The following is a 14,997-nucleotide window of genomic DNA, read 5'->3' on the forward strand; positions in this document are numbered from 1 at the left end:
AAGGCTTGGGCGCTCACAGACCGGCCCTCCGGATCAGGGCGGCGCGCGCTTCGTCCACATCGGAGAAGGGATGGCGCTGACCTTGGATTTCCTGGTAGTCCTCATGGCCCTTGCCGGCCACCAAGATGACGTCGCGCGGGCCTGCTTGCAGCACGGCTTCGGCGATCGCTTCGCGGCGGTCCACCACACTATGGTGGTCGTCACCAGCCGGCAGGCCAGCTTCGATGTCCGCCAGGATCTGCTGCGGCGCTTCGCTGCGCGGGTTGTCGCTGGTGACGATGACGCGGTCGGCCAGGCGGGCTGCGATGGCGCCCATGGCCGGGCGCTTGCTGCGATCGCGGTCGCCGCCGCAGCCGAAGACGCAGACCAGCTTGCCGCCGCGCGCCTGCGCCAGCGGGGCCAGGGCGCCGAGCGCTTTGTCCAGGGCATCGGGCGTGTGGGCGTAGTCCACCACCAGCTGGGGCAGCTCCAGGCCGTTGCCGACCCGCTGCATGCGGCCCGGCACGGGGGTGACGCGGCCGGCCACGGCGGCCACCTCGGCCAGGCCATGGCCCAGGGCGCGCAGGCCACCGATCACGGCCAGCAGGTTGGACACGTTGTACTCGCCGATCAGGCCGGTTTCCACCAGCACCGCCTGATCCGCTTCCTTGAGCGTGAACGCCAGGCCGCCGGCGCGGTAATGCAGATCGATGGCGCTGAGGCGTGCCTCGCGGTTCAGACCATAGGTCCAGACATCGAGGCGGTCTTGCAGGACCTCGGCCAGCTCAAGGCCTTTTGCGTCGTCCAGATTCACCACCGCCGCCTGCAAGCCCGGGCGATCAAAGAGCTCGCGCTTGGCGGCCCAGTAGGCCTCCATCGTGCCGTGGTAGTCGAGATGGTCCTGCGTGAAATTGGTAAAAAGGGCGACGCGGATCTGCGTGCCGTCCAGGCGGTGCTCTTTCAGGCCGATGCTGGAAGCCTCGATGGCGCAAGCCCCATAACCCTCATCCTGCATGCGCCGGAAGGCGGCCTGCAGCAGCACCGGGTCGGGCGTGGTCAGGCCGGTGTAGTCGATCTGGCTGGGCTGCTCGCGGCCCGGGATGGGCGGCTCGCCCACACCCAGGGTGCCGACCACGCCGCAGCGCTGGCCCAGCAGGCTCAGAGCCTGGGCCGTCCACCAGGCGGTGCTGGTCTTGCCATTGGTGCCGGTGCTGGCGATGACGGCCAGCTGCCGGGAAGGCTCGCCGTAGTAGGCCGCGGCGATCAGGCCGGTGCGGGCCTTGAGCCCGGGCAGCGAGGCCACGCGGGCGTCGACAAAGCCATGCGCCTCCACGCCCTCGTCCTCGACCAGGCAGGTGGCGGCACCGGCTGCCAACGCGCCAGCCACAAAGCCGCGGCCGTCACGGGCATAGCCGGGCCAGGCGATGAAGGCATCGCCGGCCTGCACCTGGCGGCTGTCGGTGCGCAAGGCGCCGGTGGTCCATTCCTGCAACCAGCGGGCGGCCGCTTCGGGGGACTTGAGTCGTGTCAACATGGCTTCAGAGAATTTCGTCCAGGGCCGGCGCGGGGCGCGTGGCCAGAATTTGGGAGCTGACGGCCAGATCCGGCGGCACGCCCAGCAGCTGCAGGCTCTTGCCCACGATCTGGCTGAACACGGGGCCGGCCACCTTGCCGCCGTCGTGGAAGCGGCCGGTGGGCTCATCCACCATGACCGCGACGATCAGGCGCGGCTGGTCGATCGGGGCCAGGCCGACGAACCAGGCGCGGAACTTGTTCTTGTTGTAGCCACGGCCTTCTTGCTTGTAGGCCGTGCCCGATTTGCCGCCGACGCTGTAACCCTCGCTGCGCGCCTTGAGCGAGGTGCCGCCCTGCTCGGTCACGGTCTGCAGCATGGCGCGCACCTGGCGGGTGGTTGGAGCGCTGAAGATGCGCTGGCCCTGCACGGCCTCGCCGCCTGAGAGCTTGGTCATGCGCAGCGGGATGATCTCGCCGTCGTTCGCAAACACGGTGTAGGCGCGCGCCAGCTGCAGCAGCGAGGTGGACAGGCCATAGCCATAGCTCATGGTCGCCTGCTCGATCGGCCGCCATTTGTGGGCCGGACGCAAGGTGCCGGAGACGGCACCGGGGAAGTCGATCTGCGGCCGGCGACCCAGCCCCAGGCTGGTGTAGAGCCCGTGCATCTCTTGGGCCGGCATCTGCAGGGCCATCTTGACCGTGCCGACATTGCTGGAGCGCTGGATGATCTCGGCCACGGTCAGCGAATCGCTGGGGTGGGAGTCGTGGATGGTGGCACCGGTGATGGTCATGCGGCCGCCGTCGGTGGCGATCACGGTGTCGGCGCGCACGCGACCGCTGTCCATGGCCTGGGCGGCAATGAAGGGCTTCATCACCGAGCCCGGCTCGAAGACATCGGTCAGCGCGCGGTTGCGCAGCTGCTCGCCGCTCAGATGCTTGCGCTGAGCCGGGTTGTAGCTGGGGAAGTTGGCCAGGGCCAGGATCTCGCCGCTGCGCGCATCGAGCACCACCACCGAGCCGGCCTTGGCCTGGTTCTCGGCCACCGCGCTGCGGATGGCCTGGTAGGCGAAGTACTGGGTCTTGGCATCGATGGACAGGGCCACATCGCGGCCGTTGTGGGCCGGCACGGTTTCGCCCGCCGCTTCAACCACGCGGCCGAAGCGGTCGCGCATCACCGAGCGCTGGCCATCGCGGCCTTGCAAATCCTTCTGGAAGGCCAGCTCAATGCCCTCCTGACCGCGGTCTTCCAGATTGGTGAAGCCCACCACATGGGCCGCAGCCTCGCCCTCGGGATACTGGCGCTGGAACTCGCGGTCCTGGAACACGCCCTTGAGCTTGAGCGCCTGCACGCGGGCGGCCGTCTCGCCATCGGCCTGACGGCGCAACCAGACGAAACGCGCATTGGGATCAAGCTTGGCGCTCAGCTCTGACTCGCTCAGGCTCAGGGCCTGAGCCAGGGCGCGGCGCTGGGACGGGCTGGCATCGACTTCCGCCGGAATGGCCCAGAAGGACGGCACGGCCACACTGCTGGCCAGCACCTGGCCGCTGCGATCCTGGATACGGCCGCGGCTGGCCGGCAGCTCCAGGGTGCGCACCAAACGGGCTTCGCCCTGCTTCTGGAAAAACTGGGTGCCGATCACCTGCACATAGAGCGCCCGACCCAGCAAGGCGGCCAAACCGGCGCCGACCAGGGCGAGCAGGAACTGCGAACGCCAGATCGGCGTGCGTGTGCTCAGCACCGGGCTGCGGGCATGGCTGAGGCCACGCTGAGTTTGGCCGTCACGAACGGGGCGACGCATGAAGCGGGGCTTCCACATGATCAGAAGCTCTCTTCCACGGCCTGTATGGCGGCCGGCGACTTGCCGGCACCCTGGCTGGCGATGATCTGCGGCTTGACCTCGAGGTCGGTAGGCACGCCCATCAGGCGCAGGCTTTGCGACACCACTTGGCTGAACACCGGGCCTGCGACCGCGCCGCCGTAATAGACGCCGTTGCTGGGCTCGTCCACCATGACCGCGACGATGATGCGGGGCTTGCTGATCGGCGCCAGGCCGACAAACCAGCTGCGGTATTTGTGGCCGGCATAGCCCTTGCCTTCTTGCTTGTGCGCCGTGCCCGACTTGCCGCCGACGCTGTAGCCGCTGGCCATGGCCAAGGGGGCGGTGCCGCCCGGTGCGGCGGCCGCCATCAGCATCTGGCGCACGTCTTGCGCAGTCTTGGGCGAAAAGACCTTGAGGCCGTGGACCATGTCGCCACCCGGCTGGTGCAGCATGGTGATGGGGATAACTTCGCCGTCACGCGCAAACACGGTGTAGGCGCGTGCCAGCTGCAGCAGCGAGGCCGAGAGGCCGTAGCCATAGCTCATGGTCGCCTGCTCGATCGGCCGCCAGCTCTTGTAGGGGCGCAGCTTGCCGGTGATGGCTCCGGGGAAATCGATCTGCGGACGCTGGCCCAGGCCGATGGCCGTGAACATCTCGTGCATTTCGCGCGCCGGCATGGCCATGGCCATCTTGACCGTGCCGACATTGCTGGACTTCTGGATCACCTCAGCCACCGTCAATATGCCGTGCGGGTGCGCGTCGGTGATCTTGGAGCCAGTGATGACGATGCTGCCCGGCGCGGTCTGGATCTGCGTCTCGGGCGTCACCCGGCCGGTCTCCAGCGCCAGCGCGGTGATGAAGGGCTTCATGGTCGAGCCGGGCTCGAAGATGTCGGTCAGCGCGCGGTTGCGCAGCTGGGCGCCGCTGAGGTTCTTGCGCTCGCCGGGGTTGTAGCTGGGGAAGTTGGCCAGGGCCAGCACCTCACCGGTCTGCACATCAAGCACCACCACCGAGCCTGCCTTGGCCTTGTGCTCGGCCACGGCATCACGGATGCGCTGGTAGGCGAAGAACTGCACCTTGGAATCGATGGACAGGTCGATGTCGCGACCGTTGGCAGCGGGCACGCGCTCGCCGACGTCTTCGTCCACCACCCGGCCCAGGCGGTCGCGCACGACCGAACGCGAGCCATCCTTGCCCTGCAGCGCCTTCTGGAAGGCCAGCTCGATGCCCTCCTGGCCGCGCTCTTCGATATTGGTGAAGCCGACCACATGGGCAGCGGCCTCGCCCTCGGGGTATTTGCGCTTGTACTCGCGGTCCTGAAACACGCCCTTCAGACCCAAGGCCTTGATGTCGGCCGCCACCTGGTCTTCGGCCTGGCGACGCAGCCAAACGAAACGAGTGGCAGGGTCGAGCTTGCGCTCGAGCTCGGCGGGGCTGATGCCGAGAATCTTGGCCAGGGCGCGGCGCTTGACCGGGTCTTCGTCGACCTCCTTGGGAATCGCCCAGACCGAAGGCACGGCCACGCTGGCGGCCAAGACCTGGCCGCTGCGGTCATTGATGCGGCCGCGGCTGGCGGGCAGCTCGACCGTGTGTACAAAGCGGGCCTCGCCCTGCTTTTGGTAGAACTCGGTGCCGATCACCTGCACATAGAGCGCACGCCCCAACAGGCCTGCGAACGCCAAGCCGACCAGGCCAACCAGGAAGCGCGAACGCCAGGGCGGCGTCTTGGATGCCAGCAAAGGGCTGGTGGAATAGCTGACGCTGCGCGCGCTCTGGGCGCGCACGGTCGAGGCCTTGGGCAGAGGACGCTGGGTGGCGCCAGCACCGCCCTTTTTGCCGCCACGCAGCCAACTCATGGCGCTGCTCCAGAGGCAGCCACAGCGCGCGCCTTGCCGGCTACACCGCGGTCTTCGACCTGCTGGCTATACGCCGGCGTGATGCCATGCATTTGCAGGCGTTCGCGCGCGACTTTTTCGACCCGCAGATTGGTGGCCTGGGCATGGCGCTCGGCCTGCAGGCGCTCGCTGTCAGCTTCCAGGCGACGGGTTTCGGCCTGGGCGCGATCGACGGCGGTGAACAGGCGGCGCGCCTCGTAGGCGCTGCGCACCAGCATCAGGCCGCTGGCCAGCACAGCGATCAGCAGGATGAAGTTCAGCCGCCCCACGGAATCAGCCGCCCGTACGTTGGTGGCGCCGCTTCAGGTGTTCAACCGGCAAGGGCACGTCGGTGCGCTCGGCCACGCGCAGCACGGCAGAGCGGGCGCGCGGGTTGGCGGCCACCTCGGCCTCGCTGGGCTTGATGCGGGCAATGGCGCGCAGAGGCTGCGCCTTGGGTTCGGCAAACAGGGCGCGGCGGTCAACGATGTCCTTGCTGTGCGCGCCGATGAAGGTCTTGACGATGCGGTCTTCCAGCGAGTGGAAGCTGATCACGGCCAGGCGGCCGCCGGGTGCGAGCAGGCGCAGGGCCGCATTCAGCCCCTGTTCGAGCTCCTCAAGCTCGCCGTTGACGTGAATCCGAAGAGCTTGAAATGTCCGCGTTGCAGGGTTCTGGCCCGCTTCGCGGGTTTTGACTGCACGAGCCACGACTTCGGAAAGTTCATCGGTGCTTCGCACAGGACTCCCGCTCTCCCGACGAGCAACAAGCGCCTTTGCAATCTGAACAGCAAACCGTTCTTCCCCATAGTTCCGTATCACTTCCGCGATCTGGCGCTCATCGGCGCGGGCCAGGAAATCCGCAGCACTTTCGCCGCGGGTGGTGTCCATGCGCATGTCCAGCGGTCCGTTGAAACGGAAGCTGAAACCGCGCTCGGGGTTGTCGATCTGCGGGCTCGAAACGCCCAGATCCAGCAGCACACCCTGCACCTGCTCGATGCCCAGACCCGCCAGCTGCGAGCGCATGTCGGCAAACGGCGAATGCAGGATGCGAAAGCGCGCATCGGTGATGGCCGTAGCGCCGCTGCTGGCGGCGGCAATCGCTTCCAGATCACGGTCGATGCCGACCAAGCGCCCTTGCTCGCCCAACTTGCCGAGCAGCAGGCGCGAATGACCGCCGCGGCCGAAAGTGCCGTCGACGTAGCAGCCATTCGGATCGTTGAGCACGCCCTCCACTGTTTCGTGCAGAAGCACGGTGGTGTGGGAGAACTGGGCAGTTGGGGTGTCTTGTGGGGCGTCCATCAGAAGCTGAAGTCCTTGAGGGCGTCCGGCAGTTCGGATTCCATCACCTTGGCCTCATGCGCGGCATAGGTGGCGGCATCCCAGAGTTCGAAGTGGCTGCCCATGCCGAGCAGCATCACGTCTTTTTGCAAACCGGCTGCGGTGCGCAGCTCGGGCGAGATCAGCACGCGGGCAGCGCCGTCGATCTCGACATCCATGGCATTTCCCAGGAACACCCGCTTCCAGCCGGCCGCCGACATGGGCAGGGCAGCAATGCGGTCGCGAAAGGCTTCCCAGGCCGGGCGGGGAAAGACCATCAAGCAGCCTTCCGGATGCTTGGTGACGGTCAGCTGCCCGGCGCACAGCGCTTGCAGCACTTCGCGGTGGCGTGTCGGGACGGCCAAACGCCCCTTGGCATCCATTGCCAAGGCTGAAGCCCCCTGAAACACAAAATTCGCCACGGCGACCCACCAAAATGCACTTTTCACCACTTTACTAACCGAACCCGGGCCAGTCAAGGCAAATCGCAAAAAATTCCAATGAAATCAAGCACTTAGATACAACTTCTCGACACAACCCACAGATAAAAGTTGTTCAAAATGAAGGACTTGCAAAGCTGTCTGCAAGTGGAAGATGAACTTGAAAGCGACAAATTCTTCGCCAGGGACAGCTTTCGCTGTCCGCCCAGGCCTTACACCGCCAAAATGCGCTTCAGCTTCAAGCGGTCTTGCCGAGAAACAAGGTCAAGCGTGTGAAAGTGTTTCAGGCGGCCCTAAAAAAAGTGCCGCCGCCCCAGCCTGAGAGCACGACGAGGTCATATTGAGCAGAAAAGCTTCCAGCTCGCTGTTTTTCGCGATTGCGCTTGGCGCCAGCATCGGCTTGGTGCTGCCAGCCATTGCCGTGGGCGGCTTCTTGATCGGCCTGCGCGAACCCCAGGTGGCCGAAGCGGCCCAGCAACGTGAGCTGGATGCCAAGCTCGATGTGCTGGTCAGCAGCCTGCCCGAGCTGCTTTGGAACCTCGACACGGTGGCCGCGCGCGAAGTGGTCTCGGCCATCATGACCTCACCCGATGTGGTGCGGGTCAACGTCAGCGATGCCTCGCAAGGCCAGCCCTTCATCGAGATGAGCTTCCCCGAGCGAAAGAAGGGCCAGAGCATCAAGGGCGAGCGCGAGATCTTCCGCGGCCTGACCCGCATCGGCCATATCCAGATTGAGATCGACGACCACCTCAGCACTGCCGCCCTGACACGGCAGCGCTGGCTCTATGGCGCGACCGTGGGTGGCCAGCTCTTGGCCTCGCTGGCCCTGATTCTGGTGCTGGTCAATTCACGCCTGATGCGGCCCTTGCGCGAACTCGGCGACTTCGCCAATGACCTGGCCGAAGGCCGCTTCAGCGCCGAACTCAAGCCGGGCCGGCCCGATGAGATCGGCCTGCTCGGCGGCCACCTGGAACACATGCGCGACGCGCTGCAGCAGCAGTTCGAGGCCCAACGAGCCCTGATCGAACGCCTGCGCGGCATGGCCGAGACCGTACCCGGCGTGGTCTACCAACTGCGCCTGGGCACCGACGGCCGCTTCAGCTTTGCCTATGTCAGCGAGGCAGTGAAAGACTATTTCCGCCTCAACGCCGCCGCCCTGAGCCAGGACGCCGAACCCTGGTTTGCCCAAATCGAAGCGGCCGACCGCGCCAGCGTGCGCGAATCCCTGCTCGCCTCGGCCCGGCATCTGGCGCCCTGGCAACAGGAGTTCCGCACCCATTTCAGCGACGGCAGCGAGCGCTGGATCTTTGGCAATGCCATTGCCCAGCTGGAAGACGGCGGCAGCGTGCTCTGGCACGGCTTTTTGACGGACATTTCGCGCCAGCGCCGCGACGCCCTGGAGCTGCTGCGCTACCGCCACCATCTCGAAGAGCTGGTGGAGGCGCGCACCGCCGAGCTGGCCGAGGCCACCCATGCGGCTCAGGCGGCCAGCCTGGCCAAGAGCGCCTTCCTGGCCAATATGAGCCACGAGATCCGCACGCCGATGAACGCCATCATCGGCCTGACCTATCTGGTGCAGAGCGACACCACCGAGCCCGAGCAGCAAGAGCGCCTGCAGAAGGTGGCGGATGCCGCCGAGCACCTGCTCAGCGTCATCAACAATGTGCTCGACTTCTCCAAGATCGAGGCCGGCAAATTGCAGCTGGAGCACACCGAGTTCACCGTCATCCAGGTCTTGGACAACATCTCGAGCATGCTGGCCCAGCGCGCCCACGAGAAGCAGCTGCGCGTGCAGCTGGACCTGGAAGACCAGCTCGCCACCCAGGTGCTGTTGGGCGACGCCCAGCGCATCACCGAGGTGCTGCTGAATTTCGCCGGCAATGCGGTCAAGTTCACCGACGCGGGGTTTGTGCGCCTGAGCGCCAGCGTGCAAGAGGACCTGGGCGACGCCCTGCGTCTGCGTTTCGATGTCCAGGACAGCGGCATCGGGATCGCCGCCGAAGCCCAGGCCCGTTTGTTCCAGGACTTTGAACAAGCCGACAGCTCCACCACCCGGCGCTATGGCGGCACCGGTCTGGGCCTGGCCATCTGCCGACGCCTGGCCGAGCTGATGCAAGGCGAAGTCGGTGTGCAAAGCACGCCCGGCGAGGGCAGCCGCTTCTGGTTCTCGCTGCGCCTGGACAAGAGCCAGGCCGCCCTGCCCGCCCTGGCTGCGGCGCCGCGCGGCACGGCCGCGCGCGAGCAGCTCAAACAATTCAGCGGCACCCGTATCCTGCTGGCCGAGGACAACCCGGTCAACCAGGAGGTGGCCGTGGCCTTGCTGGGCAGCGCCGGCCTGGTCGTCGACGTGGCCGGCGACGGCGAAGAGGCCTTGCGCATGGCCGGGGCCTACGACTACGCCTTGATCCTCATGGATGTGCAAATGCCCTTGATGGACGGCCTCGACGCGACCCGGGCCATCCGCGGCCTGCCCCTGGGCCGCGATGTGCCCATCCTCGCCATGACGGCCAATGCCTTCGCCGAAGAGCGCCAACGCTGCCTCGATGCCGGCATGAACGACCATGTAGCCAAGCCCGTGGTCGCCGAGCAGCTGTTCGCCACCTTGTTCAGCTGGCTGGAGCGGCGCGCCGAGCAACAGCGCCAGCCGGTCGCCTGAGCCGGGCGCCCGCCGCCAGTGCCGACACCGTACACGGCGGCCACCACGGGCCGCCGGCCACACGCCCTCAGTTGCTTTCCTTGATCAAGCGGCCCGAGCCGGCCTGAATGGGCCGGGCATTCATCGGGTAGAGGCGCGAGAAGATGGCGATCTGGTTGGGCGAGACCTGCACCGGCGTGCGCATCACCATCCAGAGCACGCCTTCCGAGCAGGGCGGCGTGGTCAGCGAGCCCATATAGGTGTAGTAGGCGCGGTTCTCCGGCAGCAGCTGATTCAGGTCTAAAACGCCCGGCGCGGGCAAGGCCTCGCCTTTTTCCAGCGGCAGGTTGTTCCAGATGGTCTGCACCAGGGCCTGGTCCTGGCCACGCTCCAGCAACACCGCCACCACGGCCAGCCGCCCTTCGGCATCCTTGTGCACCAGATGAGCCACCATATCGAACTGGCGGCCGTTGATGCGCTCTTCGCTGGGGCGGTGAAAATGGAATTGCAGCAGCTCGAAGCGCCGCCCCATCACCTGCAGGCTGTTGCCCGGCGACACATTGACCTGGATGGTGTGGCCGTTGTCCAGCACGGCAAAGCTGCTCGGCCGGTATTCGAACTGGATCTTTTCCAGGTCGACGCGGATGCCCTCGCGGATGTCGATCGGGCTCTGCCGCGTGCCGATCGCACATTGGCGGAACTCCGGATTCAACTCCGCCCATTTCTCGGGGCCGCCTTCACCGGTATAGCCCCAATGGGCATGGTCCTTGGACTCATGTTTGGCCTCCGCCTTGCCCTTGGTGCGCCCGGACTTGCTGCCTTCATCGGCAGCGCCCTTGCCGCTGACCTTCATGGGCTTGGGCGCATCGGACTTGTCGCTCAAGCGTTCGGCCAGGCGCTGGCGCAGCACGTCAAGCGACTCCTCGCCGCTGCCCTTGGCTTCAGCTTTCGGCTCGGCCTTCGATTCGGACTTGGGCCCAGGCTTGGCCTTGCCCTCATTGGCCGACGCCGGCCCGCTGAGCACGCCTGCGGCCAGCAAGGCCAAGATCAGGCCGCTCACACCGACCCGCAGGCCGGCACTGTTTCTCTTGTTCATCGTCGAAGACATGCGCTGCTCCCGGCCACTCTGCGGGCCTGATCGTCATGTCTTCGGTCAAATCAGTGCGGGCTTGAGCGGCAGCGCTGGCCCGCACTCAATGAACTTCGCCCTTGATCCAGAGCCAGGACAGCAGCCCGATGCTCATCAAGCCCATGGACGTGAAGGCCAGGGCCACGGTGGAATGCATCACCAGGGGCACGACCACCCCGGCCACCAAGCCATTGGCGGCGCTGCCGATACAGGCCTGCAGCGAGGATGCCATGCCGCGCCGCTCGGGCACCACGTCGAGCACCAGCAGGGTCACGACCGGCACCATCAGCGCCCAGCCAAAGGAAAAGCAGGAGATCACCGGCAAGGCCCAGAAGGGGCTCGGCGCCAGCAGCAGATTGAGCGTCACATTGAGCAGGGACACAAGCACCATGATGGTGAAGCCCATACGAATCTGCCGCTTCGGCGCGATGCGCCCGGCCAGCCGTCCGCTCAAGGCGGCACCGCCCATGATGCCGCCGATGGAAAAACAGAAGAACCAGAAGAACTGCGTCGGCGCCAGCTGCAAATGCTCGCCCACAAACACCGGCGCCGCCAGCACATAGAGGAACATGCCGTTGAAGGGAATGCCGCTGGCCAGCGCCAGCAGGATGAAACGGCGGTTGCCGACCATCTGCCGGTAGCCGCGCATCAGCTCACCGGCATGGAAGGGCTGGCGGTCCTTGCGATGCAGGGTTTCCGGAAGCAAGCGCCAGTTGGCGACGAACAGGGCGGCGCCAACAAAGACCAGGAACCAGAAAATCGAATGCCAGTCGGCATGGACGAACAGAAAGCCGCCCACCATGGGTGCGATCGCTGGCGCCACACCGAAGAAGATGGTGACCTGGGACATCACCCGCTGCGCCTCGGACGGCGGGAACATATCGCGGATGATGGCGCGCGAGACCACGATACCGGCGCCCGCCGACATACCCTGCACCGTGCGCCAGAACACCAACTGGCCAATGCTGCCGGCCAGGGCACAGCCGACCGAGGCCAGGGTGAAGATGGCCATGCCGACCAGCACCACCGGTCGCCGGCCGAGGCTGTCGGACAAGGCGCCGTGGAACAGATTCATCACCGCAAAGCCCAGCAGATAGCTGGACAGGGTCTGCTGCATCTCTACCGGCGAGGCCTGCAGGGCGCTGGCAATGCCAGCAAACGCAGGCAGGTAGGTGTCGATGGAAAACGGGCCCACCATGCCCAGGCAGGCCAACAAAACGGCCAAGGCCCAACGAGGTGCGCGCCACAAACGGCTGGCTTCAGGATTCATGGGTACACAGGGGGCTCGGTTCACGCGCCCGGCGATGGTGCCTGCTGCAGCGGAGCCGGTCGAGTGTAGCGGTGCCCCCTACACTGCAGGCCCCGAGGGCTTTGCACAGCGAACAAGACATGGCGAACGAGAGCAGCGCATTGAAGATTGGCGTGATCGGCCTGGGCGTGATGGGCCAGCGCATGCTGGAGCGCTTGCAGGGTCACGCGCGCTTGCGCGCCGATTGGGTTTGGGACGCCAACCCTGCAGCGCTAGCCGCGACCCTCGCCCGTTTCCCTGGTCTGCGTGCAGCCGCCTGCGCGGAAAGCTTGATCTTCAACCCCGGCCTGCACAGCCTCTACATCGCCACGCCGCCGGCGGCCCACCTCCAGCTCAGCGAGCTCGGCTTTGACGCCGGCCTGGCCGTGTTCTGCGAGAAGCCGCTAACGGTGGACTTCGCGGGCGCTCGGCGCAGCATCCAGCGCATCAAATGCGAAGGCCAGCGTGCGGCCGTCAACTTTGCCCTGGCCTCCTCTCCTGGCCTGGCCTTGCTGCAAAGCCGTTTCGGCGCGCCGGCCGGTGCCGACCGCGGTGGTCTAGAGCGCATCGATCTGGAACTGGGCTTTGCCCAATGGCCGCGCCCCTGGCAGGCAGCGGCCGGCCTCTGGCTGGGCGAACGCGCCGAAGGCGGCTTCAGCCGCGAGGTGCTCTCGCATTTCATCTTTGCCGCGCAGCGCGTGCTGGGCCCGGCTCAGGTGCTGACGCAGCGGGTCATCTACCCCGTTGAAGGCCAGGGTTCCGAACTCAGCCTGAGTGCCGAACTGCGGATCGGCGGTGTGCCCCTGCGCATCCAGGGCCAGGTGGGCGGCAGCGAGGCCGACCTCAATCACATGGTCTGGCAGGCCAGCAACGGCCGCATCGAGCTGCGCGAATGGTTCAGCCGCATCGAAGACACAGGCGCTGCAAACGGATCGACTGGTGCGGGCCCCAACGAGCGGCGGCAACACGGCCAGCTGAGCCAGTTGGATCAATGGGTGGCCCTGATCGAAGGGCGGCCGCACGGCCTGCCCGGCTTTGCCGAGGCCCTGGCCGTGCAGGAAACCATCGAGGCGCTGCTCCACCCGTCTGCCTGAGGCATGACTTCGGCGAGCGACTGAAACCGGCACGAAGCAGCCCTTGGGTCGGGTGTTGATCGGGCCGACTGGGTACTCTGCTCCGTTCATGTCCCCCGACCCCAGCCTGCGGCTGGGGCCTCCTCCTTTACTTCACTTCGCAGAGCACCCAGCCGTCCCGATCCAGCGAGGCCATGCTCCTTCGACGAAAACGACGAGCGATCGCACTGACAAGGGGTGTCGGGTGAGTGCTGAAGCGAAGTAAAGGGGGAGGCCTGTGCGCTGCACAGGCCGAAGGACTGAGCCCGGACTCAAACAGTCCTGAGGACTGTTCGTGCCTGGCGAAGGGCTGGGCCGCTGGCCCAGACATGAGCGGAAGCACTCGCCCGACGCCCCTTGGCACAAGCCCAACCTTCAGAGGCTACTCTGTGCCGAAAGGCGCCGATCGGAGCGACTCAGCCAAGAAAAAGAAAGAAAGAGTGAAGCAAGTCGATAGGCCGGATTCTGTGCAAGACCTGACCCTTGCGGGCCCGGTCCTGTGACCGCCATTCCTCTTGGCCGGACATCGCTGCCCAGCTCGGTGCCACCTACCCGCCCGCTCTGCGAGCCGCATCAATACGGGCCTACTTGGTGTTGCTGCGCGTAGAGATTGCCCGTTTCACCCGACCCCGGAGGCTGCGCTTCCGGTCCCGCCCGGCTTGCGCCCGGCACGTTTGATCGACTCGTCTCTGTTGCTCTGATCCTCGGCTCACGCCGGACAGCCGTTAGCTGCTACGCCGCTCTATGCAGTCCGGACCTTCCTCCAGTGCCATGTTTCCATGCTCGCACCAGCGGCGGTCTGACTTGCTTCACAGCGGCATTATCCCTGATGGCGCACTCGGCATAAGCTCATCACGAAAACAGTGAAGGCAAGGACCGCGCCACAGGCTAGCATTTGCGCTTCCTCAAGGAGCCCCATTGCCATGAAAGCCAACAACATTCTCGCCACCATTGGCAACACGCCGCACATCCGCATCCAGCGCCTGTTCGGGGCCGATGCCCAGGTCTGGATCAAGTCCGAGCGCAGCAACCCAGGCGGCTCCATCAAGGACCGAATTGCACTGGCCATGGTGGAAGACGCCGAGGCACGCGGCCTGCTGCAGCCGGGCGGCACCATCATCGAACCGACCTCGGGCAACACCGGCGTTGGCCTGGCCATGGTGGCCGCAGTCAAGGGCTACAAGCTGATCCTGGTGATGCCGGACAGCATGTCGGTGGAACGCCGCCGCCTGATGCTGGCCTACGGCGCGAGCTTTGACCTGACCCCACGTGAAAAAGGTATGAAGGGCGCCATCGCTCGAGCCCAGGAACTGCTGGCCGAGCATGAGAACGCCTGGATGCCGCAGCAGTTCGAGAATCCGGCCAATATCGACGTCCATGTGCGCAGCACCGCCCAGGAAATCCTGCGCGACTTTCCTGAAGGCCTGGACGCTCTGATCACCGGCGTGGGCACCGGCGGCCACATCAGCGGCTGCGCTCAGGTGCTGAAAGAACACTGGCCGCAGCTCAAGGTCTTCGCGGTCGAGCCCTCGGCTTCGCCGGTCATCAGCGGCGGCGCACCGAGCCCACACCCGATCCAGGGCATCGGCGCCGGCTTCATTCCGGTCAATCTGAAGACCGAGTTGCTGGACGGCGTGATCCAGGTCGAGGCCGAGGCCGCACGCGAATACGCACGCCGCAGCGCCGCGCAAGAAGGTCTGCTGGTGGGTATCTCCAGCGGCGCCACCCTGGCCGCCATCGCGCAAAAGCTGCCCGAGCTTGGCGCTGACGCCCGCGTGCTGGGTTTCAACTACGACACGGGCGAGCGATATCTGTCGATTGAAGGCTTCCTGCCGGCCTGAGTCTGGCTCCTCAAAGTCAGAAGGCCCCGGCAGCTCGCGCTGGCCGG

At 66.1% G+C, this 14,997-nt stretch carries 11 protein-coding genes and 1 other RNA gene; 3 read left to right on the forward strand and 9 right to left on the reverse strand.

Features of this window, described 5'->3' with window-relative positions; genetic code table 11:
* Positions 1 to 13 precede the first annotated feature (13 nt).
* From LNV23_RS21975 to mraZ, 6 genes are read right to left on the reverse strand one after another with little or no spacing between them, the layout of a single operon-like run.
* Entirely contained in the window at positions 14 to 1,513 is a 1,500-nt protein-coding gene (locus LNV23_RS21975; RefSeq protein ID WP_263564960.1) for a UDP-N-acetylmuramoyl-L-alanyl-D-glutamate--2,6-diaminopimelate ligase, read from the reverse strand.
* A gap of 4 nt (positions 1,514 to 1,517) precedes the next feature.
* Complete coding sequence (locus tag LNV23_RS21980) at positions 1,518 to 3,311, reverse strand: peptidoglycan D,D-transpeptidase FtsI family protein (protein ID WP_411910617.1); 1,794 nt, start codon at positions 3,309 to 3,311, stop codon at positions 1,518 to 1,520.
* Between the two features lie 2 nt (positions 3,312 to 3,313).
* A complete protein-coding gene (locus tag LNV23_RS21985; protein ID WP_263564961.1) occupies positions 3,314 to 5,170 on the reverse strand; it encodes a peptidoglycan D,D-transpeptidase FtsI family protein in 1,857 nt (618 codons plus the stop codon).
* Positions 5,167 to 5,478, reverse strand: a complete 312-nt coding sequence (gene ftsL / locus LNV23_RS21990; protein ID WP_263564962.1) for a cell division protein FtsL — start codon at positions 5,476 to 5,478, stop codon at positions 5,167 to 5,169. Before ftsL ends, LNV23_RS21985 begins: the two co-directional genes overlap by 4 nt.
* Before the next feature lie 4 nt (positions 5,479 to 5,482).
* Positions 5,483 to 6,487 carry a 16S rRNA (cytosine(1402)-N(4))-methyltransferase RsmH gene (rsmH, locus tag LNV23_RS21995; protein ID WP_263564963.1) on the reverse strand — a complete coding sequence of 335 codons (1,005 nt, stop codon included), beginning with the start codon at positions 6,485 to 6,487 and terminating at the stop codon, positions 5,483 to 5,485.
* Positions 6,487 to 6,915, reverse strand: coding sequence for a division/cell wall cluster transcriptional repressor MraZ (mraZ, locus tag LNV23_RS22000; protein WP_263519163.1), 429 nt, complete (start codon positions 6,913 to 6,915; stop codon positions 6,487 to 6,489). Before mraZ ends, rsmH begins: the two co-directional genes overlap by 1 nt.
* Before the next feature lie 370 nt (positions 6,916 to 7,285).
* Between mraZ and LNV23_RS22005 the strand changes: the two genes are divergently transcribed.
* Positions 7,286 to 9,601: an ATP-binding protein gene (locus LNV23_RS22005; protein WP_263564964.1), complete on the forward strand. Its 2,316-nt coding sequence runs from the start codon at positions 7,286 to 7,288 to the stop codon at positions 9,599 to 9,601.
* A gap of 67 nt (positions 9,602 to 9,668) precedes the next feature.
* Here the strand turns inward: LNV23_RS22005 and LNV23_RS22010 are convergent, their stop codons facing one another.
* A complete protein-coding gene (locus LNV23_RS22010; RefSeq protein WP_263564965.1) occupies positions 9,669 to 10,676 on the reverse strand; it encodes a carbonic anhydrase in 1,008 nt (335 codons plus the stop codon).
* A gap of 97 nt (positions 10,677 to 10,773) precedes the next feature.
* A complete protein-coding gene (locus LNV23_RS22015; protein ID WP_263564966.1) occupies positions 10,774 to 11,979 on the reverse strand; it encodes a multidrug effflux MFS transporter in 1,206 nt (401 codons plus the stop codon).
* A 119-nt stretch (positions 11,980 to 12,098) separates the two neighbouring features.
* On the opposite strand from LNV23_RS22015, the gene LNV23_RS22020 reads away from it, so the two are divergent.
* The gene (locus LNV23_RS22020; RefSeq protein ID WP_263564967.1) at positions 12,099 to 13,091 is read left to right on the forward strand and encodes a Gfo/Idh/MocA family protein; all 993 of its coding nucleotides are present in this window, start codon (positions 12,099 to 12,101) and stop codon (positions 13,089 to 13,091) included.
* Positions 13,092 to 13,547: 456 nt separating this feature from the next.
* Here the strand turns inward: LNV23_RS22020 and rnpB are convergent.
* Positions 13,548 to 13,920, reverse strand: an RNA gene (gene rnpB, locus LNV23_RS22025) — RNase P RNA component class A.
* Between the two features lie 112 nt (positions 13,921 to 14,032).
* Here rnpB and cysK point away from each other — a divergent pair.
* Positions 14,033 to 14,950 carry a cysteine synthase A gene (cysK, locus tag LNV23_RS22030; protein ID WP_263564968.1) on the forward strand — a complete coding sequence of 306 codons (918 nt, stop codon included), beginning with the start codon at positions 14,033 to 14,035 and terminating at the stop codon, positions 14,948 to 14,950.
* Positions 14,951 to 14,997 lie beyond the last annotated feature (47 nt).

This window comes from Kinneretia sp. DJ1R-11, from assembly GCF_025717595.1.
GTDB lineage: Bacteria > Pseudomonadota > Gammaproteobacteria > Burkholderiales > Burkholderiaceae_C > Paucibacter_A.

Excerpts from the sequence above, each read along its gene's own strand:
- cysK (WP_263564968.1), top strand. The coding sequence starts at position 14,033 with ATGAAAGCCAACAACATTCTCGCCACCATTGGCAACACGCCGCACATC.
- LNV23_RS21980 (WP_411910617.1), bottom strand. The coding sequence starts at position 3,311 with ATGTGGAAGCCCCGCTTCATGCGTCGCCCCGTTCGTGACGGCCAAACT.
- LNV23_RS22010 (WP_263564965.1), bottom strand. The coding sequence starts at position 10,676 with ATGAACAAGAGAAACAGTGCCGGCCTGCGGGTCGGTGTGAGCGGCCTG.
- LNV23_RS21975 (WP_263564960.1), bottom strand. The coding sequence starts at position 1,513 with ATGTTGACACGACTCAAGTCCCCCGAAGCGGCCGCCCGCTGGTTGCAG.
- LNV23_RS22020 (WP_263564967.1), top strand. The coding sequence starts at position 12,099 with ATGGCGAACGAGAGCAGCGCATTGAAGATTGGCGTGATCGGCCTGGGC.
- rsmH (WP_263564963.1), bottom strand. The coding sequence starts at position 6,487 with ATGGACGCCCCACAAGACACCCCAACTGCCCAGTTCTCCCACACCACC.
- LNV23_RS22015 (WP_263564966.1), bottom strand. The coding sequence starts at position 11,979 with ATGAATCCTGAAGCCAGCCGTTTGTGGCGCGCACCTCGTTGGGCCTTG.
- LNV23_RS21985 (WP_263564961.1), bottom strand. The coding sequence starts at position 5,170 with ATGAGTTGGCTGCGTGGCGGCAAAAAGGGCGGTGCTGGCGCCACCCAG.